The sequence below is a fragment of the Aeromonas sp. s13 genome (assembly GCF_040907905.1).
GTDB lineage: Bacteria > Pseudomonadota > Gammaproteobacteria > Enterobacterales > Aeromonadaceae > Aeromonas > Aeromonas veronii.
Genome location: NZ_JBFOCS010000081.1, coordinates 20,387 through 43,733, shown reverse-complemented (window position 1 = coordinate 43,733; position 23,347 = coordinate 20,387). Strand labels below are relative to the sequence as shown.

Annotated in this window: 21 protein-coding genes; 17 read left to right on the top strand and 4 right to left on the bottom strand. The window is 60.5% G+C overall.

What is annotated here, in order from left to right:
• Positions 1-144 precede the first annotated feature (144 nt).
• From leuS to lipA, 14 genes are all read left to right on the top strand, one after another.
• Positions 145-2,721 (top strand): leucine--tRNA ligase, encoded by a 2,577-nt coding sequence (gene leuS, locus AB5Y82_RS18720; RefSeq protein ID WP_368174375.1) that lies wholly within the window; start codon positions 145-147, stop codon positions 2,719-2,721.
• A gap of 205 nt (positions 2,722-2,926) precedes the next feature.
• Positions 2,927-3,409 (top strand): LPS assembly lipoprotein LptE, encoded by a 483-nt coding sequence (gene lptE / locus AB5Y82_RS18715; RefSeq protein ID WP_151286086.1) that lies wholly within the window; start codon positions 2,927-2,929, stop codon positions 3,407-3,409.
• Positions 3,409-4,446: a DNA polymerase III subunit delta gene (gene holA, locus AB5Y82_RS18710; RefSeq protein WP_042054737.1), complete on the top strand. Its 1,038-nt coding sequence runs from the start codon at positions 3,409-3,411 to the stop codon at positions 4,444-4,446. The genes lptE and holA overlap by 1 nt, the downstream gene beginning before the upstream one ends.
• Positions 4,440-5,090: a nicotinate-nucleotide adenylyltransferase gene (gene nadD / locus AB5Y82_RS18705; RefSeq protein WP_151286085.1), complete on the top strand. Its 651-nt coding sequence runs from the start codon at positions 4,440-4,442 to the stop codon at positions 5,088-5,090. The genes holA and nadD overlap by 7 nt, the downstream gene beginning before the upstream one ends.
• Before the next feature lie 103 nt (positions 5,091-5,193).
• Positions 5,194-5,535: a ribosome silencing factor gene (rsfS, locus tag AB5Y82_RS18700; protein ID WP_005335165.1), complete on the top strand. Its 342-nt coding sequence runs from the start codon at positions 5,194-5,196 to the stop codon at positions 5,533-5,535.
• A gap of 19 nt (positions 5,536-5,554) precedes the next feature.
• Positions 5,555-6,022 carry a 23S rRNA (pseudouridine(1915)-N(3))-methyltransferase RlmH gene (gene rlmH, locus AB5Y82_RS18695; protein WP_005335166.1) on the top strand — a complete coding sequence of 156 codons (468 nt, stop codon included), beginning with the start codon at positions 5,555-5,557 and terminating at the stop codon, positions 6,020-6,022.
• A 103-nt stretch (positions 6,023-6,125) separates the two neighbouring features.
• Positions 6,126-8,048: a penicillin-binding protein 2 gene (gene mrdA / locus AB5Y82_RS18690; protein ID WP_139442252.1), complete on the top strand. Its 1,923-nt coding sequence runs from the start codon at positions 6,126-6,128 to the stop codon at positions 8,046-8,048.
• Positions 8,041-9,144 carry a rod shape-determining protein RodA gene (rodA, locus tag AB5Y82_RS18685; protein ID WP_005335170.1) on the top strand — a complete coding sequence of 368 codons (1,104 nt, stop codon included), beginning with the start codon at positions 8,041-8,043 and terminating at the stop codon, positions 9,142-9,144. Before mrdA ends, rodA begins: the two co-directional genes overlap by 8 nt.
• A complete protein-coding gene (mltB, locus tag AB5Y82_RS18680) occupies positions 9,144-10,142 on the top strand; it encodes a lytic murein transglycosylase B (protein WP_368174374.1) in 999 nt (332 codons plus the stop codon). The genes rodA and mltB overlap by 1 nt, the downstream gene beginning before the upstream one ends.
• Positions 10,084-11,064, top strand: a complete 981-nt coding sequence (locus AB5Y82_RS18675) for a septal ring lytic transglycosylase RlpA family protein (RefSeq protein WP_124928714.1) — start codon at positions 10,084-10,086, stop codon at positions 11,062-11,064. Before mltB ends, AB5Y82_RS18675 begins: the two co-directional genes overlap by 59 nt.
• Before the next feature lie 186 nt (positions 11,065-11,250).
• Positions 11,251-12,447 (top strand): D-alanyl-D-alanine carboxypeptidase family protein, encoded by a 1,197-nt coding sequence (locus tag AB5Y82_RS18670; protein ID WP_005335176.1) that lies wholly within the window; start codon positions 11,251-11,253, stop codon positions 12,445-12,447.
• Between the two features lie 292 nt (positions 12,448-12,739).
• A complete protein-coding gene (gene ybeD / locus AB5Y82_RS18665; protein WP_005335178.1) occupies positions 12,740-13,003 on the top strand; it encodes a DUF493 family protein YbeD in 264 nt (87 codons plus the stop codon).
• Positions 13,004-13,065: 62 nt separating this feature from the next.
• Positions 13,066-13,743 carry a lipoyl(octanoyl) transferase LipB gene (lipB, locus tag AB5Y82_RS18660; RefSeq protein ID WP_040066806.1) on the top strand — a complete coding sequence of 226 codons (678 nt, stop codon included), beginning with the start codon at positions 13,066-13,068 and terminating at the stop codon, positions 13,741-13,743.
• Positions 13,740-14,705, top strand: coding sequence for a lipoyl synthase (lipA, locus tag AB5Y82_RS18655; protein WP_005335190.1), 966 nt, complete (start codon positions 13,740-13,742; stop codon positions 14,703-14,705). The genes lipB and lipA overlap by 4 nt, the downstream gene beginning before the upstream one ends.
• A gap of 106 nt (positions 14,706-14,811) precedes the next feature.
• Here the strand turns inward: lipA and AB5Y82_RS18650 are convergent, their stop codons facing one another.
• Both AB5Y82_RS18650 and AB5Y82_RS18645 read right to left on the bottom strand, forming a co-directional pair.
• Positions 14,812-15,375, bottom strand: coding sequence for an NUDIX domain-containing protein (locus AB5Y82_RS18650; RefSeq protein WP_058059287.1), 564 nt, complete (start codon positions 15,373-15,375; stop codon positions 14,812-14,814).
• Positions 15,376-15,382: 7 nt separating this feature from the next.
• Positions 15,383-16,183 carry a DUF2989 domain-containing protein gene (locus AB5Y82_RS18645; RefSeq protein ID WP_005335192.1) on the bottom strand — a complete coding sequence of 267 codons (801 nt, stop codon included), beginning with the start codon at positions 16,181-16,183 and terminating at the stop codon, positions 15,383-15,385.
• 211 nt (positions 16,184-16,394) lie between these two features.
• On the opposite strand from AB5Y82_RS18645, the gene AB5Y82_RS18640 reads away from it, so the two are divergent.
• Both AB5Y82_RS18640 and AB5Y82_RS18635 read left to right on the top strand, forming a co-directional pair.
• Positions 16,395-17,828 carry a glyceraldehyde-3-phosphate dehydrogenase gene (locus AB5Y82_RS18640; RefSeq protein WP_139460546.1) on the top strand — a complete coding sequence of 478 codons (1,434 nt, stop codon included), beginning with the start codon at positions 16,395-16,397 and terminating at the stop codon, positions 17,826-17,828.
• Between the two features lie 90 nt (positions 17,829-17,918).
• On the top strand, positions 17,919-18,212 hold the full coding sequence (locus AB5Y82_RS18635; RefSeq protein WP_011707127.1) for a YeaC family protein: 294 nt from the start codon (positions 17,919-17,921) through the stop codon (positions 18,210-18,212).
• A gap of 236 nt (positions 18,213-18,448) precedes the next feature.
• Here AB5Y82_RS18635 and ansA read toward each other — a convergent pair whose 3' ends face one another.
• Positions 18,449-19,456: an asparaginase gene (ansA, locus tag AB5Y82_RS18630; RefSeq protein ID WP_005335195.1), complete on the bottom strand. Its 1,008-nt coding sequence runs from the start codon at positions 19,454-19,456 to the stop codon at positions 18,449-18,451.
• A 446-nt stretch (positions 19,457-19,902) separates the two neighbouring features.
• Here ansA and gltS point away from each other — a divergent pair, with 446 nt between their 5' ends.
• The gene (gene gltS, locus AB5Y82_RS18625; protein ID WP_005348115.1) at positions 19,903-21,102 is read left to right on the top strand and encodes a sodium/glutamate symporter; all 1,200 of its coding nucleotides are present in this window, start codon (positions 19,903-19,905) and stop codon (positions 21,100-21,102) included.
• Positions 21,103-21,315: 213 nt separating this feature from the next.
• On the opposite strand, the gene AB5Y82_RS18620 is transcribed toward gltS, so the two are convergent.
• Positions 21,316-23,187: a methyl-accepting chemotaxis protein gene (locus AB5Y82_RS18620; protein WP_043822498.1), complete on the bottom strand. Its 1,872-nt coding sequence runs from the start codon at positions 23,185-23,187 to the stop codon at positions 21,316-21,318.
• Positions 23,188-23,347: the final 160 nt, after the last annotated feature.

Below are 23,347 nucleotides of genomic sequence, written 5' to 3'. Positions count from 1 at the left end.
GCTGTTACTCCTCTGCTAAATCCCTTTCTGGCCCAGCTTCAGGCTTGACGGATGCTGGCGGTTGTTGCCGCCGCAGGATATGGGTATTCTATTGCGATTTCCCAGCTGATTTATCTATTCATTTCACAGATCCGGATGTCACCAATGCAAGAGCAATACGTTCCCCAATCAATCGAACCAGCAGTGCAAAAGCACTGGGATGCCAAGAAAACCTTCAAGGCCGTGGAGAAGGTAGACAAGGAGAAGTTCTACTGCCTGTCCATGTTCCCCTATCCGTCTGGTCGACTACACATGGGGCACGTTCGTAACTACACCATAGGTGATGTGATCTCCCGTTATCAACGCCTCAATGGCAAGAACGTGCTGCAACCCATCGGTTGGGATGCATTCGGTCTGCCGGCCGAGAACGCCGCGATCAAAAACAATACCGCACCGGCGCCCTGGACCTACGAAAACATCGAATACATGAAGAACCAGCTGAAGATGCTGGGTCTGGGTTATGACTGGGATCGTGAAGTCGCCACCTGCAAACCGGATTACTACCGCTGGGAGCAGTGGTTCTTCACCAAGCTCTACGAGAAGGGTCTGGTCTACAAGAAGACCTCCTCCGTCAACTGGTGCCCGAACGACATGACAGTGCTGGCCAACGAGCAGGTGGTCGACAACTGCTGCTGGCGCTGTGATACCCCGGTGGAGCAAAAAGAGATCCCCCAGTGGTTCATCAAGATCACCGACTACGCCGAAGAGCTGCTCAACGATATCGACAACCTCGAAGGCTGGCCGGAGATGGTCAAGACCATGCAACGCAACTGGATTGGCCGCTCCGAAGGGGTCAACATCAGCTTCGCCATCGAGGGTCAGGCTGATCAGCTGGAGGTCTACACCACCCGTCCGGACACCTTCATGGGCGTCACCTATGTCGGTATCGCCGCTGGCCACCCGCTGGCCCTGCAGGCCGCCGAAAACAATCCGGAACTGGCAGCCTTTATCGAAGAGTGCAAGAACACCAAGGTAGCCGAAGCCGAACTGGCCACCATGGAGAAGAAGGGCATGGCCACCGGCCTCTATGCCATTCACCCGCTGGATGGCCGCAAGGTACCGGTCTGGGTCGCCAACTTCGTGCTGATGAACTACGGCACTGGCGCCGTGATGGCGGTTCCGGCCCACGACCAGCGTGACTTCGAATTCGCCACCAAATATGGCCTCGACATCAAGGCGGTGATCAAGCCGGTTGATGGCGACGTCGACGTGAGCGACGCCGCTTATACCGAGAAAGGCGTGCTGTTCAACTCCGGCGAGTTTGACGGTCTCGACTTCCAGGGCGCCTTCGATGCCATCGCCAGCAAGCTGGAAGGGCTCGGCAAGGGCAAGCGCACCGTCAACTACCGTCTGCGTGACTGGGGTGTCTCCCGTCAGCGTTACTGGGGCGCCCCCATCCCGATGCTGACCCTGGCTGACGGCACCGTAGTGCCGACACCGGAAGATCAGCTGCCGGTACTGTTGCCGGAAGATGTGGTGATGGATGGTATCCAGAGCCCGATCAAGGCCGACGCCGAGTGGGCCAAGACCACTTACAACGGCCAGGAAGCATTCCGCGAGACCGATACCTTCGACACCTTTATGGAGTCCTCCTGGTACTACGCACGCTACTGCTCCCCGGACTACGACAAGGGCATGCTGGATCCGGCGGCTGCCAACCACTGGCTGCCGGTGGATCAGTACATCGGCGGTATCGAGCACGCCTGTATGCACCTGCTCTACGCCCGCTTCTTCCACAAGCTGCTGCGTGACGCGGGTCTGGTCAACAGCGACGAGCCGTTCAAGCGCCTGCTCTGCCAGGGCATGGTGCTTGCCGACGCCTTCTACTACAAAGACGAGAAGGGCGGCAACGTCTGGGTCAGCCCGACTGACGTCAAGGTAGAGCGTGACGAGAAGGGTCGCATCACCAAGGCCATCGATAACGAAGGCCGCGAAGTGCTCCACTCCGGCATGACCAAGATGTCCAAGTCCAAGAACAACGGCATCGACCCGCAGCTGATGGTCGAGCGTTACGGCGCCGATACCGTCCGTCTGTTCATGATGTTCGCCTCTCCGGCCGAGATGACTCTGGAGTGGTCCGACTCCGGCGTAGAGGGTGCCCAGCGCTTCCTGCGTCGCCTGTGGCGCGTCACCTTCGAACACGTTTCCGGTGGCGCCGTTGCCGCGCTGGATGTGGCTGCTCTCACCAACGAGCAGAAAGCGGTACGCCGTGAACTGCACAAGACCATCGCCAAGGTGAGCGATGACGTGGGTCGCCGTCAGACCTTCAACACCGCCATCGCCGCCATCATGGAGCTGATGAACAATCTCTCCAAGCTGGGCAACGACGAGCAGGACCGCGCCCTGATGCAGGAAGCGCTGGAAGCTGTCGTTGTTATGCTCTACCCCATCACTCCGCACATCGGCTTCGAGCTGTGGAAGATGCTGGGCAAGGGCGACGACATCGATCACGCAGCCTGGCCGGTGGCCGATGAAGCGGCCATGGTCGAGACCGAGAAGCTGGTGGTGGTGCAGATCAACGGCAAGATGCGCGGCAAGCTGACCGTGCCGGCCGAGATCAGCCAGGCCGATGTCGAGAAGCTGGCGATGGCCGATGCCTCCGTGCAGAAGTTCACCGACGGTCTGACCGTGCGCAAGGTGATCTATGTACCTGGCAAGCTGCTCAACATTGTCGCTAACTGATCGGTTGCCAACTGATGTCATACCATTTGGCGACCTTGGCTGACTGTGTGGCCACTCATGGGTAACGACGTACCGGCCCATGACAGCTCAACATTGTCGCTAACTAATTGGCTGCCAACTGATCATTGCCAATCTGTGACAGCAAACGGATGATAACGGCGGGCCCTGCGCCCGCCGCTTTCCCTTAATGCAAAGAGGATTTTCTATGGGCACCATCTTCACCCGCTGGATGGCCATCGTGCTGGCTGGTCTGCTGCTGCAAGGCTGCGGCTTTCACATGCGCGGCAACGGCATTCCGAGCGAGCTGATGACCATGAAGGTCGTGGGCGACAACAAGAGCGACTTCTACCGGATGGTTACCACCCGCCTGAAGGCCTCTGGCGTGACCCTGGCCGACAAGGAGGGCATTCCGGTGCTCACTCTGGCCGGCGTAGGCAGCACCAGTCAGGTCGCCTCGGTCAACGCACTGGGGACGGACACCGAATATGTGCTGGGCTTTGGTACCCAGTTCACCATCTCGGTACCGGGCAAGCCGACTCAGGTCTTCCCCATCAACTTCAACCGCAGCTTCCTCAACAAGCCGGATGCAGCGCTCGCCTCCTCCCGTGAGCAGGAGCAGCTCAACCGCGAAATGCAGGAGCAGGCGGCCAATCAGGTGATCCGTCAGTTGAGTCAGGTCAGCTTCTGATGCGGATCTACCCGGAACAATTTGGTGACCACCTCAAAGCAGGGCTTCGGCCCTGCTATCTCGTTTTTGGCGACGAGCCCCTGCTGCGACTGGAGGCCATCGATGCCATCCGTCAGGTCGCCCGCAAGCAGGGTTTCGATGAGCGCCACACCTTCGTGGTGGAACAGGGGCTGGACTGGAATCAGGTCTACGATGCCTGTCAGGCCATGAGCCTCTTCTCCGCCCGTCAGATCATCGAGCTGGAGCTGCCCGCCAAGGTGGACAAGGATCTCGCTGCCCGCATCAGCGAAATTGGCAAGCAGCTTCATCCCGACCTGCTGCTGGTACTGAGTGGCGGTCGCCTCAACCAGACCCAGATGAAGGCGGCCTGGTTCGACAAGCTCTACCAGATTGGCACCTATGTGCCGGTCAACCATCCGGAGCCCAAGTTTTTCCCGCGCTGGATGAGCGCCCGCTTTGCGCGTTTCGGCCTCAAGGCGCTGCCGGATGCCATCAACTTCATGTGCCACTCCTACGAGGGCAACCTGCTGGCCGCCAGTCAGGAGATCGAGAAGCTGACCCTGCTCTCGCCGCCCCAGCCCATCAGCGTCACCTATCTGCAAGAGACCATTATCCGCCACGCCCACTTCACCCCGTTTCAGCTGGTCGATACCCTGCTGGAGGGCAAGGTGAACCGGGCCCAGCGCATTCTGGCCGCCCTGCGGGCCGAAGGTACCGAGCCAGGGATGCTGGCCTGGACCCTCTGCCGCGAGCTGGAGCAGCTGACCGAGCTGTCGTTGGCGATGCGCAACGGCCAGCCGCTGGGGGAGCACTTCAGCCGCCTGCGCATCTGGCAGAGCCGCCAGCAGCTCATTCAGCAAGCACTGACCCGCCTGCCGTTTGCCAAGTTGCAGCAACTGTGGCAACTGATGGCCCAGCTGGACGATGCCCAGCGCCGCTTCGATACCGAACAGGCGTGGCTGATGCTGCAGACCATTGCCCTCGGCTTTCGTGATGGCACCCCGCTGCCGCTGGTGATGGAGAGCAGCCCGTGCTGAAAGCGCCCATTGGCCTGCTGGGAGGCACGTTCGATCCTATCCATATCGGCCATCTGCGCCCGGCCATCGAGGCGCGCGATGCTCTCGGGCTGGCCGAAATGCGGCTGATCCCGAACCATATCCCGCCCCACCGTGCCAATCCGTTCTGCTCAAGCGAACAGCGCCTCGCCATGGTCAAACTGGCGGCGGCAGAGAACCACCACTTTGTGGTAGATGAGCGGGAGCTGAGACGGGACAAGCCCTCTTACACCATCGAGACCCTTATCGAGCTGCGTCGTGAACTGCCCGATACGCCGCTCTGTTTTCTGATGGGGATGGATTCCCTGCTGAGCCTGCCAAGCTGGCACCGCTGGCAGGAGCTGCTCGACCATGCCCATCTGGTGGTGAGCGTGCGGCCGGGCTGGCAACCGGATTATCCGACCGAGGTGGCGCAGCTGCTGGCGCGCCATCACACCGCGGATGCCAACGCGCTGCATCAGCGTCTGGTCGGTCATATCTGGCTGGCGGACAACCAGCCCATCGAACTGTCAGCCACCCGACTGCGGGCCTTGCTGGATGGGGGGCAAGACACCCGCTACCTCTTGCCCGAGTCGGTTGCGCACTATATTGATCAACAGGGGCTCTACCGCGCCAACCGCCGCTAGCCCCTGTCGTAATCCCGCCCCACCCGATGGGAAACGGGAGTGACCATGATATAATCCGCCGCCCTGACGCAAACGCTGCGCGCCGGAATACAGGAGAGACTCATTGCAAGGCCAAGAATTGCATGCCTTTATCATCGACAAGATCGATGACATGAAAGGCCGCGACATCATCACCCTCGATGTACGCGGCAAATCCAGCATTACTGACACCATGATCATCTGTTCCGGCAACTCCAGTCGTCACGTCAGCGCCATTGCCCACCATCTGGCCAGCGAGGCCCGCCACGCGGGTCTGGATCTGCTGAGCGTGGAAGGGCAACTGAGCGGTGAATGGGTGCTGGTAGATATGGGCTCGGTGATCGTGCATGTGATGCAGGATGAACACCGTGACTTCTACCAACTGGAAAAGCTGTGGAGCGGTGCCGCTCAAATGAATACGCAATAAGAGCACAAGTGTAACGACCATGAAGATCCAGTTGATTGCGGTGGGTACCAAGATGCCCGCCTGGGTAGAGCATGGCTTCGAAGAGTATCGTCGCCGCTTCCCCAAAGACATGCCGTTTGAACTCGTCGAGATCGGCGCAGGCAAACGGGGCAAAAATGCCGACATTCCCCGCATCCTGCAGAAGGAAGGGGAAGCCATGCTGGCGGCTGCGGGGCGCTCGCGCATCGTCACCCTCGACATTCCGGGCAAGCCCTGGACCACGGAGCAGCTGGCTACCCAGCTGGAGGCGTGGAAACTCGATGGCCGCGATGTGGCCCTGCTGGTAGGCGGGCCGGAAGGTTTGTCCCCCGAATGCAAGGCTGCCGCCGAACAGAGCTGGTCACTGTCACCGCTCACCCTGCCCCATCCGCTGGTGCGGGTGCTGGTGGCCGAGAGCCTCTATCGGGCCTGGAGCATCACCACCAATCATCCGTATCATAGAGAGTGAGCCATGCGTCTCTGGAGTCTCACCTCTCATATTCACCCCTATCACAGAGAGTGAACAATGCAGTTCCTGCTCTTATTGCCCCCAAGGGTCTTGAGGTAAAGGCATGCTGAAACAACGCATCGAAATGCGCGATCACAGTGCCGAGGGCAATCTGTTCTTCCGGCGCACCCTGGTAGCCTACATCGGTATCGTCGTGCTGATGCTGGTGCTGCTGGGCAATCTCTATTATCTGCAGGTCGAGTCCTACGACACCTACCAGACTCGCTCCAACTCCAACCGAATCCGCGTGGTGCCGGTGGCACCGCCACGGGGCCTCATCTATGACACCAACGGTGTGCTGCTGGCGGAAAACCGCCCAGTCTACAGTCTGGAAATCGTGCCGGAAGAGACCAAGGATCTCGAAAAAACCGCCGACCAGCTGATCACCCTGCTGGGTCTGCCGGAAGGCACCAAGGAGAAGTTCCTCGCCGAAGTGAAGCGCCAGCGCCGCTTCAAGCCGGTCGCCCTCTACGAGAAGCTGACCGAATATCAGGTGGCCCTCTTCTCGGTCAACCAGCACAACTACCCGGGTGCCAGCATCGAGGCCTACCTCAAACGCTACTACCCGTTTGGTGACACCCTCACCCATGCTTTGGGCTATGTGGCCAAGATCAACACCCGTGACGTGGAGCGCCTCGAGAAGGAAGAAAAACTCGCCAACTACGCGGCCACCAAGGATATCGGCAAGCAGGGAGTGGAGAAGTATTACGAGGATGAGCTGCACGGTGTGGCGGGCTATCAGGAGGTCGAGGTGAACAACCGCGGCCGGATTGTCCGCACCCTCAAGTTCCAGCCGCCTATTCCGGGCAAGGATATCTACCTCAATATCGACGTCCGGATGCAGCTCAAGGCCCAGCAACTGCTGGCTGGCCAGCGCGGAGCCATCGTGATGATGGACCCGAAAACCGGCGCCATCCTGGCCCTGGAGTCGAGCCCGAGCTATGACCCCAACCTGTTCGTGACCGGTATCTCCAGCGCCAACTACTCGGCGCTGCTCAACGATCCGGCGCGGCCGCTGGTGAACCGCACCACTCAGGGCATTTATGCCCCTGCCTCCACCGTCAAGCCCATGATGTCCATCATGGGTCTCAACGAGGGGGCCATTACCCCGGGCTACCGCTATTTCGGCGGCCCGAGCTTCTCCATTCCCGGTACCACCAAGAAGTTTCGCGACTGGCGCCGCTGGGGTCATGGCTGGCTCGACGTCTATCGCGCCATCGAGGTCTCGGCAGATACCTACTTCTACGATCTCGCCTATCGAGTCGGCATCGACAAGATCCACAGCTACATGACCAAGTTTGGCTTCGGTCAGTACACCGGGGTCGATCTCTATGAAGAGACCAAGGGGGTCATGCCGTCCCGTGACTGGAAGATGGCCCGTTGGCGCCAGCCCTGGTATCAGGGTGACACCATCTCTGTCGGTATCGGTCAGGGCTACTGGAGCGCCACCCCGCTCCAACTGGCCAAGGCGATCAGCATCCTGACCCAGAATGGTCACGACGTCACCCCGCACTTGCTCAAGAGTACAGCCTCCCAGGCGGGGGTGGTCGATGCCCCCATCAACCCCAATATCGCCCTCAAGCTCAAGAACGACAGCTTCTGGAAAGTGGCGCAGGATGGGATGTGGCGAGTCAACCATGGCAGTGAAGGCAGTGGCCGTCACTCGTTTGCCAAGGCGCCTTATTCCTCAGGCGGCAAATCGGGCACAGCCCAGGTAGTCGGTTTGAAGGAAAATCAGGTTTACAACATCAAGACGGTCAAGGCGGAGCATCGCGATAACGCTTTGTTCGTTGCTTATGCCCCCTTCGAGGCACCCAAAGCGGTGGTAGCTCTGGTACTGGAAAACTCCATTGGAGGTGGTGGTGGTCGAGCTGCATCGCCCATTGCTCGCCAGATGCTGGATGCCTATCTGCTGCCCCCTGATCCGCAACTGCCACCGGCACCGGAAAAGCAGTCCCAACCGAGTGAGGTCGCTCCCAATGAGTAATTCTGCCCGCCAGCAGAGCATCTGGTACAAGCTGCATATCGACTTGCCCCTGCTGCTCGGTCTGCTGGCCGTGATGACCCTCTCCATGGTGGTGCTCTACTCCGCCTCCGGTCAGGATATGGACTCCATCGTGCGCCAGCTGGTGCGCGGCGGTCTCGCCTTTGCTCTGATGATCGGCCTGGCCCAGCTGCCCCCCTCCCTCTACGCCCGCTGGTCGGTGCCGCTGTTCGCCGTGGTGGTGCTGATGCTGATTGCGGTGGACGTGTTCGGCCATATCGGCAAGGGGGCCCAGCGCTGGCTCGATCTGGGCTTTATGAAGTTCCAGCCCTCCGAGGTGATGAAGCTCTCCATGCCGATCATGGTGGCCGCCTGGCTCAGTCGCCACTCGCTGCCCCCCAAGTTCAGCCATGTGGTGATCGCCCTCATCATGGTGCTGCTGCCCACCCTGCTGATCGCCGCGCAGCCTGACCTTGGCACCTCCATTCTGGTGGCCGCCTCAGGCTTCTTCGTCATCTTCCTGGCGGGGCTCAGCTGGTGGCTGATCGGCTTGGCGGTCCTGCTGATGCTGGCCTTTATGCCGGTGCTCTGGTTCTTCCTGATGCACGACTACCAGCGCCAGCGGGTGCTGATGCTGCTCGACCCGGAGAAAGACCCACTCGGCCGAGGCTATCACATCATTCAGTCCAAGATTGCCATCGGCTCCGGCGGCGTCTTCGGCAAAGGGTGGCTGCAAGGGACCCAGTCCCAGCTGGAGTTTTTACCAGAACGGCATACCGACTTTATCTTCGCGGTATTCAGCGAGGAGTTCGGTCTGGTGGGGGTAGCGCTGCTGCTGGTGCTCTACCTCTACGTCATCAGCCGCTGCCTGTTTATCTCGATGCAGGCCCAGAACAGCTTCGAGCGACTGCTGGGCGGCGCCATCACCCTCACCTTCTTCGTCTATGTGTTCGTCAACATGGGCATGGTGAGCGGCATCCTGCCGGTGGTGGGGGTGCCCCTGCCGCTGGTGAGCTATGGCGGTACCTCCATGGTGACCCTGATGGCCGGATTCGGTATCCTGATGTCCATCCAGACTCATAGAAGACTGCTCGCCTGATGAGACGGGTTGGATTGCTGCTCTCCCTCGCCACCACGATGGCGACCGCCGCCGTGTCGCCGGATCGGTTGGCCCTGCTCGCCGACCAGCAGCAGGTGCCGCTGGCGGAGCTGCAGGCCGCGGTCGCCCGCGCCCAGTTACGGCAGGAGGTGCTCGACACCATCAGCAAGCCGTGGGAGGCCAAGCCCTGGCATCGCTACCGGCCGCTGTTTGTTACCCCGGATCGCATCCGTGACGGCCAGCAGTTCTGGCAGCAACATGCCGAGACACTGGCCCGCGCGGAGCAGACCTATCGGGTGCCCGCCTCGCTCATCGTGGCCATCATAGGGGTAGAAACCTTCTACGGTCGCCAGATGGGCCGTCATCCGGTGCTCGATAGCCTCTACACCCTGGGGTTCCACTACCCGGAGCGCAGCGACTTCTTTGCCAAGGAGTTTGCCCAGCTGGTGGTGCTGGCCAAAGAGGAAGGGTGGCAACTCGATGCCCTCAAGGGCTCCTATGCCGGCGCCATGGGTATGGGGCAGTTCATGCCCTCCAGCTATCGCCACTACGCCGTCGACTTTGACGGGGATGGCAAGCGGGATCTGTTTGCCAACCCGGTCGATGCCATCGGCAGCGTGGCCAACTATTTTGCCAGCCACCAGTGGCGCTGGGGCGAATCCGTGGTGGAACCGGCCCAGATCGGGTTGATGGCAGTCGAACCTCTACTCAGGCCTGAGCCCGAGCTAACACAACAGTGGTCAGAACTGGCGGCGGCAGGGATTGAGCTCGCCACGCCGCTGACCCCACAGACGCCGGTCAAGTTGCTGGCGTTTGCCCAAGCCGATGGACCGGAATACTGGGTCGCACGGCATAACTTTTATGTGATCACCCGTTACAATCGCAGCCCACTCTATGCGATGGCGGTGTATCAACTTAGCCAAGCCATTCAGGAAGCGTATGCATCTTCGTCACAAACTCCTCCCGCTCAGCCTGAGCTTGTTGCTGGCCGCCTGTAGCAGCCAGCCGGAACAGAGCGCCCCCATCGAGCCGCAAGCACCGGTCAGCAAGCCACCCGTTATCGAGATCCCGCAAGCCACCGGCGCCATTCCGCGCCCCGAGCCCCTGAGTGCCAGCGGCAACCGGGACTACTGGATCGGCAAGCAGAAGCACGAGGTGTGGCGCGACATCAAACACTACAGCGAAGAGGGCACCGCCAGCTGGCTATCGCCGGATCTGGACGGCCAGAAGACCGCCAACGGCGATGTGCTGGACAGCAAGCTGTTCAGTGCCGCCCACCGCAACCTGCCCATCCCTAGCTATGTGCGGGTCACCAATCTGGACAACGGGCTGGAAACCATAGTGCGGGTCAACGATCGCGGCCCGTTCAACAGCCCGCGCCTGATCGACCTCTCCTACGCAGCGGCCAAGCAGCTGGAGATGGTCGATAGCGGTGAGGCCCGAGTACGGCTGGAGCTGATCAGCGACACCCCGGATCAGATGGTGATCATGGAACCGATGAAGCCCATCGAGATGACCCCGACCACTCCGGCTGCGGCCTCCAACACGCTGTCGCAAGATGGCTTCCTGGGTGAACCAACCGCACTGGCGATGGCCACTCCCGCCGCCGAACCCGCCCCCGTCAAGGCGCCCGCGGCCACACCCGCCAAAGCGGCACCTGTCAAACCAGCGCCAGCCAAGGCTGCAGCGCCCGCCAGCAGTGGTGATGGCAAGATGATCCAGGTACTGGCCAGCGGCTCCCGGGATCGGGCCGAGGCGATGGGCAAGGTGATGACCCAGCGTTACGGCGTACCCTACCGGATCGATGCCCATGGCGCCATTTTCCGGGTGCTGATTGGCCCGGTCGCCGCCGACCAGCAGGCAAGTGTGCTGGAAAAAGTACGTCAGGGCGGGCTGGAACAGGCCTTTATCGTGCCCTGATCGCCCCACTTTGCCGCGGATGTGACTAACCGCTTACTCACTGTCATCACGTCGTTTTATGGCGTGATGACAGGGAGTGATGGATAAAAAACCAGTTCTGATCGCCATCTCGGGCTATAACCTGCGGGCGCATCTGGTATAGTTAGGCCCGCATTTTATCCCCATCTGGCTCGCAGGAATTTCAAGATGTCCAAATTTGCCCGTTCAGTTCTTCTGGCCTCACTGATCAGCGTAACCGCCCAGGCCAATACGCCGGTGCCGACACCGACCCCGAATGCCATGCCCATGGTGGTTCCCGCCGCGCCGGAGATCTCCGCCAAGGCCCATATTCTGATCGACTACTACTCCGGTCAGGTGCTGGCCGAGCAGAACGCCGAAGAGCGTCTGCCGCCCGCCAGTCTGACCAAGATGATGACCTCCTACATCATCGGCCAGGAGCTGCTGAAGGGGAATATCAAGCGCACCGACATGGTGACCATCAGCCAGAACGCCTGGTCCAAGAACTACTCCGACTCCTCCAAGATGTTTATCGAGGTGGGCAAGCAGGTCTCCGTCGATGACCTCAACAAGGGCATCATCATCCAGTCCGGCAACGACGCCTGCGTCGCCATGGCCGAGTTCCTGGCAGGCAGCACCGACTCCTTCGCCAGCCTGATGAACAGCTGGGCCGCCAAGCTCGGCATGAACGACAGCCACTTCATGAACCCGCACGGTCTGGATGCGGAAGGTCACTACAGTACCGCTCACGACATGGCCCGTCTGGGTCAGGCGCTGATCCGCGACCTGCCGGAGGAGTACAAGATCTACTCCCAGAAATCCTTCGTGTTCAACGGCATCACCCAGCACAACCGCAACCGCCTGCTGTGGGATCAGTCCCTGCAAGTGGATGGCATCAAGACCGGCCACGTCAGCCAGGTCGGCTATAACCTGGTCTCCTCTGCCACCAACAACGAAGGCATGCGCCTGATCGCCGTGGTACTGGGCGCCAGCAGCGAAGCCTCCCGCGCCGCCGAGAGCAAAAAACTGCTCACCTACGGCTTCCGCTTCTTCCAGAGCCTGACCCCGTACAAAGCAGGCACCGAGCTGGTCACCCAGAAGATCTGGATGGGCGACAAACCGGAAGTGAAACTGGGCGTCGACAAAGATGTCTCCGTGCTGGTCACCCGCGGTCAGGGCAACAACCTGAAGGCTGACTTCCAGCTCGACAGCGAACTGAAAGCGCCGCTGGCCAAGGGTCAGCGCGTCGGTACCGTGTTCCTGAAACAGGGTGACAAAGAGATCAAGCAGGTGCCGCTGGTAGCCCTGGAAGAGGTGCAGGAAGGTGGCTTGATGAGCCGTCTGTGGGACTACCTGGTACTGCTGGTCACCAGCTGGTTCAAGTAATCCAACGCACAATCCTCACCAAACAGCGGCGCCAACAGGCGCCGCTGCTGTCTGTGACGGACAAAGGCAGTGAATAACCCTGTAAACTGCAGGTTCCGCCTTACCCTGATTTGTGGTAAAAAGCAGCACTTCCATCCTTGTCTGACCGATCCTGGCCTTGATCCCGGTCCGGGCCGCGCCCATATAGTTATGAGCCGTGCCCATATAGACTTGAAATGGCGGCCTCCACGGGCCATCGGCCACTAGCCATCCAAGATGAAGTCATCCCGGTGATGACGCAAAAGGTGAGTAAATGAATACCAAGTTTGATGAACTGCTGGAGTTTCCCTGCAAATTCCCGTTCAAGGTACTCGGCGTTGCCGACCCGGCACTGCCGGAAATGGTGGTTGAAGTGCTGCAGCAGCACGCCCCCGGCACCTACAGCCCGACAGTCCAGCCCAGCTCCAAGGGCAACTACCACTCGGTCCGCGTGACCGTGACAGCCCAGAGCAAGGAGCACATCGAAGCGATGTACCACGCCCTTGGCAAGATCGAGCTGGTGAAATACGTACTGTAATTTCTCTCTCGCCCCGTTCTGCGGGGCGACTGTTTTTGGCCGCAGCACGCCGCGAGGACGCCATGTCATCCCAGATCCCCGCCCAGTCCAGCCTGATTGTCAGGCAGCTGGGTCGCCGCCCCTACCAGCCGGTATGGGACGCCATGAAAGCCTTTACCGACAACCGCACCAGCGACACCCCGGACGAGTTCTGGGTGGTCGAGCACGATCCCGTCTACACCCAGGGCCAGGCCGGCAAGGCAGAACACCTGCTCAATCCGGGCAATATCCCGGTGGTGCAGAGCGATCGCGGCGGTCAGGTGACCTATCACGGCCCGGGCCAGCTGGTGCTCTACGTACTGGTGGATGTCCGCCGCTGCAAATTTTCGGTTCGCGAGCTGGTGACCGCGCTGGAGACAGCCATCATCAATACCCTCGCCAAAAGCGATATCCAGGCTTATGCCAAGGCCGATGCCCCCGGGGTCTATGTGAAAAATGACCTTGGCATGGAGGCAAAACTGGCCTCGCTGGGTCTGCGCATCCGCAAGGGGTGCTCGTTCCACGGGCTGGCCCTCAACATCAACATGGACATGACCCCCTTCCTGCACATCAATCCGTGCGGCTATGCGGGTATGGCCATGACCCAGACCAGCGCCCTGGGCGGCCCGCAAAGCGTGGCCGAGGCGCAATCCATTCTGGTGGCCGAGCTGGCTCGCCTGATTGGCTATCAAACAATAACAAACACCGAGAGTGAATCATGAGCAAACCCGTTCGTATGGAGCCGGGCGTCAAGCTGCGCGATGGCGACAAGATGGCCCTGATCCCGGTGAAATTCATGCCGGATCCCAACGAAGAACTCCTTCGCAAGCCGGACTGGATGCGGATCAAGCTGCCCCCCTCCAGCCAGAAGATCGAACACATCAAGAGCACCTTGCGCAAGAACAAGCTGCACTCGGTCTGTGAAGAGGCCTCCTGCCCCAATCTGGCGGAGTGTTTCAACCACGGCACCGCCACCTTCATGATCATGGGCGCCATCTGCACCCGCCGTTGCCCCTTCTGCGACGTGGCCCACGGCCGCCCGCTGGCACTCGATCCGGAAGAGCCGAAGAAGCTGGCGCTGACCATCAAAGAGATGAACCTCAAGTATGTGGTGATCACCTCGGTGGACCGCGACGATCTGCGCGACGGCGGTGCCCAGCACTTCGCCGACTGCATCCGCGAGATCCGCGAGCACAGCCCGCAGACCCGCATAGAGATCCTGACCCCAGACTTCCGTGGCCGGATGGAGCAGGCACTGGAGGTGTTCCGCGAGACCCCGCCGGACGTCTTCAACCACAACCTGGAAACCGCGCCGCGCATGTATCGCGTCGCTCGCCCGGGTGCCGACTACAAGTGGTCGCTGGAGCTGCTGCGCCGCATCAAGGAGATGCACCCCCACGTACCGACCAAATCCGGTCTGATGATGGGCCTTGGCGAGACCAACGAAGAGATCGTCGAGGTGCTCAAGGATCTGCGCGCCCACGGCGTCAACATGCTGACCTTGGGTCAGTATCTGCAGCCGAGCCGCCACCACCTGCCGGTCAAGCGCTACGTGCCGCCAGCAGAGTTTGACGAGCTGAAAGATGTCGCCATGGAGCTGGGCTTTACCCACGCCGCCTGCGGTCCTTTCGTTCGCTCCTCCTACCATGCTGATCTTCAAGCCAAGGGCGAAGAGGTCAAATGATCTCGCACGACAGAGTGGCCAAGTAACCGCCACCCTCACAATAAAAAAGAGCGCCCATTGGCGCTCTTTTTTGTTGGTATCACTGACCGTTGCGGCTTGATCTACTTCAGTAGCCGTGGTCGAAGATTCCCTGCTGATGCCAGCGTTGCAGCTGGGCCAGCACCCGGGTCTCTCGCGCCGTCCACTGGGGACAGGGCCCCGCCAGCTGGGTCTTGTTGGTCTGCAGCGCTTCGTCGAGGGCAAACCAGCCGGGCACGAAGCCAAGGCGGATCTCGTAGGGCTGCGGCTGCGGGGCCACCAGCTGATCGCCAATCCGGCACAAGTAGTAGAGCGAGCGGATGCAGTAGGCATCGAACCCCGGCTCGCGGGCGGCGCGATATTCACGGGTCTCGCCAAGCAGGCCCCCCACTTCCCGCAGCTCGGCACCGCACTCCTCCAGCAGCTCGCGAGCGAGCGCCACATGGTGGCTCTCCCCCGCTTCAATGCCGCCCCCGGGGAACATCAGATCGCCGTTGACCCGGGAGTGGACGAGCAGCAGCTCGTCGCCACGGGGCACCACGGCGCGCACCGTGAGGCGCTCCAGCGTACGGCCATCGGTACGTACCTCGCCATGAACGAAAGAGAGATCGAACGGATTGGGCCAGCAGCTGGCCGGAGAGAGCGTCGTCATCACTGCCTCAGGGCCGATAGTTGCCATGCTTGAGCTGCTCGACAATTTCGGCAGCCCGCACATCGTAGCCATCCTGCTCTGTCTTGCTCAGGGTGTGGTAGATGCCAAAACGTTTGGCTGAGACCTCGGGGCTATCCTGAAACGATTCGCTCACCTTGCCCCACAGATAGGCCAACCCATACTGTTTCTGGCCCATATAGAGGGTGCTGAGGGAGGTGAATATACGGCTGTTGACCTTATCCCCCTCCTGATAGAGGGAGAGGCCGTGCTGCAGGGTGGCAATGGCCTTTTCGGGGTCGCTCTTGGCGTAGATACCGCCGAGCGCCAGTTGCAGCTCGGGTTCATCCAGCGCCTTGGTGCCTTCCAGCGCCATAAACTGCTGACGAGCCAGCTCGTTGGTGTTGTTGGTCCAGTGCCAGAGCAGCAGGTAGGGATCTTGCGAATTGCGGGTCGCCGCATCGAGCTGGGCCAACTGATCCCCGGCCGCCAGCATGCCCTCGACCCGTGGACTCTTCTGCTCGCGGGCATTCTTGTACTCAATGCTGGTGGAACGCTCGGCACATTTGAGATAGCGCTCAAGGTTACGCATCAGCTCGTACTTGCGCCGATCCGTCCCCTCTTCCTTGAGATAGAAGCGACTGCGGATCACATCGGTACGCTCGTAGCGACACCAGCCATCGTCCACCAGATCCTGGCAGAGCTCGGGATGATTGCCACAGATGTTGTGGATCCGATCGTCATTGCAGCCAGCCACGGCAAGGCCGACTGAAAGCATGATGAAGGTCTGTCGCAGGGGGAAATTGGCCATGGTTCACATCTTGTTGGTAACGCGGGTTGGTAACAACTGGCGCCTTTACGGGCCACCTCCGGCTAGCAAACCGGTTACATATCCATTACAATGCGCGCGCCATATAAGGCCGCGATTGCAGAATAATATAACGAAATATACACCCCTACACTGATCTGCATTCGACGAATTTTCTATTTACACCAACAACGTGAAATAAAGGATCTGGTCAATGACCCACGAGCACTACTTGCAAGCGTGGCAGGAGAGCCAGGAGCTCGCCGAAGCCATGCAGCCCTTGATTGGTCGCCTCTACCGACAACAAGGGGTCGAGATCACCCTCTACGGCCGCCCGCTGCAAAACGCCTCCACCATCGATATCCTCAAGGCCCACCGGGTCGTCCGCCGCCACCAGGGCGCTCCCCTCCCCATCCAGCAAAGCTTCCCCCTGCTTCAGGCCATCGTTGCCCTCAAACCCACCGCCGCCGAGGTTGACCTTGGCAAGCTGGCAGTCGGCTACTGGCAGGATCATCAGGATGAGGCGGGGATCGAGGACTATCTGCAAGCGCGACTGGCGCCGGCCCTTGGCCGCAGCCAGATGCCGCAACCGACCGACGTGGTGCTCTACGGCTTTGGCCGTATCGGCCGCCTGCTGGCCCGCCTGCTGATCGAGCGTACCGGCGCCGCCAATCCGCTGCGTCTGCGCGCCATCGTGGTGCGTGGTGGTCGCGACGGAGATCTGGAGAAACGTGCCAGCCTGCTGCGCCGCGACTCAGTGCACGGCCCCTTCAATGGCTCCATCGAGGTGGATGTGGAGCGCAGCGCCATCATCGCCAACGGCACCTTCATCCAGGTTATCTATGCAAACAGCCCGGCCGACATCGACTACACAGCTTACGGCATTCACGATGCGCTGATCGTCGACAACACCGGCGTCTGGCGTGACGAAGCAGGCCTCTCCGAGCACCTGAAAGCGCGCGGTGCTGGCAAGGTGCTGCTGACCGCTCCCGGCAAGGGGGAGATGAAGAACGTGGTGTTCGGGGTCAACCATGAGGTGATAGGCCCGGATGACAGGATCATCTCCGCCGCCTCCTGTACCACCAACGCCATCACCCCGGTGCTCAAGGTAATGCAGGAGCGGTTCGGCATCCGCCACGGCCACGTGGAGACGGTCCACTCCTACACCAACGATCAGAACCTCATCGATAACTATCACAAAGGCGAGCGCCGCGGTCGCAGCGCCGCACTCAATATGGTGATGACCAGCACCGGCGCCGCCAAGGCGGTGGCCAAGGCGCTGCCGGAACTGAAGGGCAAGCTGACCGGCAACGCCATCCGGGTGCCGACCCCCAATGTCTCGCTGGCAATTATCAACCTGTCGCTGGAGCAGGCTACCGATCGGGAGAGCCTCAACGCCTATCTGCAGCAGATGGCGCTAAGCTCGGCCCTCCATCGCCAGATCGACTTCAGCGCCAGCAGCGAGCTGGTCTCCTCCGACATGGTAGGTTCCCGTTATGCGGGCATCGTCGACTCCCAGGCGACCATCGCCGAGGGGGATCACTGTGTGCTCTACGTATGGTATGACAACGAGTTCGGGTACAGTTGTCAGGTAGTGCGGGTGATGGAGCAGATGGCTGGCGTAGTCCGCCAGGATCTACCTGCATAGACCCCGATAGGGTCTACCTGCACAGCCCGCCAGGATCTCTGCCGGGCTGACCCCGAAGTTTATGGCTCAATAGTTCAAGGAGAATGCCGGATGTCGTTTCAACAGGGTGAGTTTTTACAAGCTATCAGGCAGATGCCCGCAGAGGTGTACGAGCGGCTCAAGACCGCAGTCGAGCTGGGCAAGTGGCCCGATGGCAAGCCCCTGACCGACGAGCAGAAGGCCACCTCCCTGCAAGCCGTGATGGCCTGGCAGGCGATGCACCTCGACAATCCCGAGCACATGAACATAGGTCGTGACGGCGAGATTGTGATGAAGAGCAAGAGCGAGCTCAAGCGTCAGTATCGCGATGAGGAAGAGATAGTGCGGGTCGACCTCAACCACTGAACTTGACCCGGCAGGCCACCAGCTGCGGCCGCAACTAGAGAGGGGAGCCATGATGGCTCCCCTCTTTTTCCACTCTCCCCATGGTAGGGAGGTCAGAAGCTGTTCACGACCTGTAGCGAGAAGACGTCAGCAAGGTGAAGAGCAGCGCAGGAACCGGAGTGTATATACATACATGAGGATTCCGAGCAGCACATGAGCCTTGATCACGGCTTCGCAGTAAGGTCGCGGACAGTTTCTCAGGGCGTCAGCTCCCCACGCAGGGACTGCTGCATCAACTCGCGAATACGGTGGGATGGCAAGTCCTGGCTCAGCAGGAAGTGCAGCTTGGTGAGCGCCGCTTCGGCGGTCATGTCAAAGCCCGAGATCACCCCGGCCCGCGACAGGGCATTGCCGGTGGCATAACCCCCCATATTGACCTTGCCGTGCAAGCACTGGCTCAGGTTGACGATGATGACGCCGCGGGCCGAGGCCTCGGAGAGCAGCGCCAGCATGGCCGGGTTTTGCGGCGCATTGCCGACCCCGAACGAGAGCAGGATCAGCGCCTTCACCGGCTGTTGCAGGATATTGGCGATCACCTCGCTGGAGATCCCCGGATAGAGGGTCACCACGCCGATGGGCTGGGGGGTGATGTCATGCAGCACCAGCGGCCGCTCGGACGGCACGCCCAGCTCGCCCGCCTCCAGCGAAATGGCGATCCCGGCATTGAGCAGCGGCGGATAGTTGGGCGAATCGAAGGCGTGGAAGCCATCGGCGTGCACCTTCTTGCTGCGGTTGCCGCGATAGAGCTGGTTGTTGAAGAACAGCGTCACCTCGTGGATCGGGTAGTTGGCCGCGATATAGAGGGCGTTGAGCAGGTTCTGCTGACCGTCGGAGCGCAGCTCGGCCAGCGGGATCTGGGAGCCGGTGATGATGACCGGCTTGTGCAGATCTTCCAGCATGAAAGAGAGCGCCGAGGCGGTGAACGACATGGTGTCGGTGCCGTGCAGGATCACAAAGCCGTCGTACTTCTCATAGTTGTCGCGAATGTCTTCGGCGATGCGCTGCCAGTCCGCCGGGGTCATGTCGGAGGAGTCGATGAGGGGCGCATACTCGTGGATATGGTAATCCGGCATCTCGGGGCGGTGAAACTCGGGCATCCGCGCCAGACAGTCTTCCATAAAGCCCGCCATCGGCACGTAGCCGTGATCGGAACGCTGCATCCCAATGGTGCCGCCTGTGTAGGCAATGTAGATAGACTTCTTCACACCCTCTCCTCTTGATGAAGTGAACACCGCCGGAACATGAACCATGTCGGGGTGAACCACAATGTCAACGCCCGCCAGCGCCTCTGCGTGCAGCGGAAACCGGCGAATTATAGAGACTGGCGCCCTAAATGACAGCCGTTCCATGCACCCTTTTCGGCTTTTCTGCTCTCTACCTACATAGTGTTAAATGTCACAATAAACCACTAAAACGAGCATTAATACGACAAAGATGGAATTAAACGATGCTTTTTGCTACAATCCGCCGGATTTTACTAAAATCTCATCTGGATGCCTGAGCATTTCAGGCCTGCACAAGCCCCATCTTTCCTGGGGCGGGGAGATGTTTCCCCTTCTTTGCTGGCACATAAGCCACACTGTTTTCATCCCGGCTGAATCTGTAAGTCTTTTGCTATGAAAGACACAGCCAATCAACATGGGAGTACTGAATGTTACAACTTGATTCCTACGCAACGCTGGTCGCTGCCACTCTGGTATTGCTGCTTGGCCGGGTGTTGGTTACCCGAGTCGGGCTGCTGCGTACCTTCAACATCCCCAAACCGGTAGCCGGCGGCCTGGTGGTCGCGCTGGTGCTGCTGCTGCTGCGCTCCACTCTGCAGATGGAGCTGCAATTTGATACCAGCCTGCAAACCCCGCTGATGCTGGCCTTCTTCGCCTCCATCGGTCTCTCCGCCGATCTCGCCAGCCTGAAACGCGGCGGCAAGGCGGTGGTTACCTTCCTGATGGTGGTCACCGGCCTGCTGCTGGTACAAAACAGTCTGGGCGTCGGTCTGGCGACCCTGCTCGGTCTGGATCCCCACATGGGGCTGCTGGCCGGCTCTATCACTCTCTCCGGCGGCCACGGCACCGGGGCTGCCTGGAGTGCCACCTTCTCCGAGAAATATGGCGTGCAATCCGCCGCCGAACTCGCCATCGCCTGTGCCACCTTCGGTCTGGTGCTGGGCGGCCTGATCGGCGGCCCGGTGGCTCGCTATCTGGTGAAGAAAGTGCAGGTGCCCGGTGAGGAGCACAATCAGGATGAGGCCCCCCAGGGCTTCGAAATGCCGGATATGGAGCGCCCCCTCACCACTTTCAGCGTTATCGAAACGCTGGCGCTGATCGCCATCAGCCTCAAGGGCGGCGAGCTGCTCTCCGCCTCGCTCAAAGGGGGCGCCTTCGAGCTGCCGATCTTTGTCTGCGTGCTGTTTGTCGGCGTACTGCTGCGCAACGTCCTGACCCTGCTGAACTGGCATGAGGTGAGCGATCGAGAAGTCTCCCTGCTGGGCAACGTCAGCCTGTCGCTGTTCCTCGCCATGGCACTGATGAGCCTGAAACTGTGGGATCTGGCCAGCCTGGCACTGCCCATCTTCATCCTGCTGGCAGCCCAGACCGTGGCGATGGCGCTCTACGCCATCTTCGTCACCTTCCGGGTGATGGGCAAAAATTACGATGCGGCCGTGCTGGCGGCAGGTCACTGCGGCTTTGGCCTGGGGGCCACTCCGACAGCCATCGCCAACATGCAGGCCATTACCCAGCGCTTCGGTCCCTCCCACCTGGCGTTTCTGGTGGTGCCCATGGTGGGCGCCTTCTTTATCGACATCATCAACGCCATGGTGATCAAGCTGTTTATGGCGATGCCATTCCTGTAATTCCCTTTCCGTCAGACGTATATGATCAGAGCCCACCTTTCGGTGGGCTCTTTGTTTGTTCTCTACTCGCCAGCTGACGCAGGGGCACGTATCCGGCACCAGGGTGACCCGCGAGCAACCCGAACTACCCGGCCCCCCGAACAACAAAAAGCCCCGCACTCGACAGAGGGCGGGGCTTGTTTATCTCAGCCGGAACAGGCAGTGAGTTGCACCTTACAGGATAAAGGTCGACACCTGCTGGTTCAGGTCAGCAGCACGCCCTTTGAGGCTGTGGGCCTGATCCAGATCGCGCATGGCGGCGGCGGTGATCTCGTCACTCACATCCTTGATAGCGGTGGTGTTTTGGGTGATCTCGCCGGTCACCTGAGTCTGCTCCTCGGCGGCAGTGGCGATCTGACCCGCCATGTCGGAGATGAGGGAGATGGCGCTGGTGATCTCTTCCAGCGCGCGCACCGCCTGATCGGCATCCTGCACACTATTGTCCGCCAGCCCCTGACTGGTCTGCATCAGGCTCACCGCGCGGGCGGTGGTCTGTTGCAGGGTCTCGATGGTGGACTGGATCTGCTGGGTGGAGTCCTGAGTACGGCGAGACAGCACACGCACCTCGTCAGCCACCACCGCAAAACCACGACCCTGCTCACCAGCACGGGCCGCTTCAATGGCCGCGTTCAACGCCAGCAGGTTGGTCTGCTCGGCAATCCCCTGAATGGTGGAGAGAATGCTGGTAATGGCCTGCGCGTGACGGCTCAGCTCGCCGATCACCTCGGTCGCCTGCCCCACCTCTTCAGCCAGACCATTGATGGACTGGCGGGTCTTGTTGACCAGCATCTTGCCCTGCTCACTGCTCTGGGCAGATTGCTGGGCAGCGGCGGCGGTGTTCTCGGCGTTGCCGGCGATCTCCATGGTAGCGCTCGCCATCTCGGTGACCGCCGTGGCGACCATGGTCACCTCCTGCTGCTGACGCTGCAGCTCGTCCACCGCGGCCTGGTTGGTCACCAGACTGCGCTCGGCATCGGCGTTCAACTCGTTGGCCAGCTGACGGATATTGCCGATCAGCTGATGCTGGCTGCCGACGAAACGGTTGAAGCTGTTGGCCAGTTGTCCCACTTCGTCGTTGGCGTCGATCTTGATGCGCTGGGTCAGATCACCGTTACCATCGGCAATGCGGGCCAGCGCCTGGGAGACCTTGGTGAGCGGGCCCAGCAGCATGCTGACCAGCCAGGAGATAGCGAGGATGCTACCCACCAGCACCAGCAGCGCCATCCCCAGCTGGGTCATCAGCAGGGAGGAGAGCGGCGCTTCCAGCGCGGCCTTGTCCAGCACCAGCACCAGTTCCCAATCCGTGTCGGGGATATCAGCCGCCCACAGCAGCTTGTCGCGACCTTCGCTGTCAAAATAAGCTGGTACCAAATCCTTGCTCGACTTGCTCTGCTCGATCAGCGCATTGGTCAGATCGTTGTCGATCTCGCTGGCCGGTTTCATCGCCTTGGCGGCATCCTTGTAGGCGATGATGGTGCCATCCTTGTGCATCATGATGGCGAAACCGTCGGCAGGCAGCTGCATCTTGGTCACGTCTTCCACTAGCGAGGCGATGGAGAGGTCACCACCGACTACCCCGCCAGCAACCGGCTGGGCCAGGGTCACCACCATGATGTTGTAAGCCACATCGAGATAGGGTTTGGTGACAATCAGGCCACCTTTGCTCATCGCCTCCTGATACCAGCCACGGGAGCGCGGGTCATAGCCATCGCGGTTGATGGAAGGATCGGAGTCATTCATCTTGCCACTGCTCTCACCGAAATAGGTGAGCTGGAAACGGCCGGAAACTTGTGCCTGTTGCAAGGCATTGAGGGGTTCGGCACCGGCTTTGTTGCCGAGCGCCTGGATCACGTCGCGACGGGCGGCGAGCCAGTCGCTGACACGCTCGGCCTGCTGGGTACCCAGCCGTTGCAACTGCTCCTGGCTGCCTTGCAGCAACAGGGACTTCTGGCTGCTATAGCTCTGCCAGGAGAGCAACAAAATCACCAACGAAAGGGCGATCACCACTGACAACAGTATCTTCTGCTTGAGTGACAGGTTTTTCATCATGTGTTCTTCTTATTGAGGTGAGGAGCGGGTTTTTCCCTAAATTGCACAACACTACACGTAGTCATTAGCGACCCGAATGGCCAAAACTGAACCTGAAAATGGGTCTGCGGGCGATATTTTCTACCGAGGTGGAGAAAAGTGCACCAGAAATTGACGG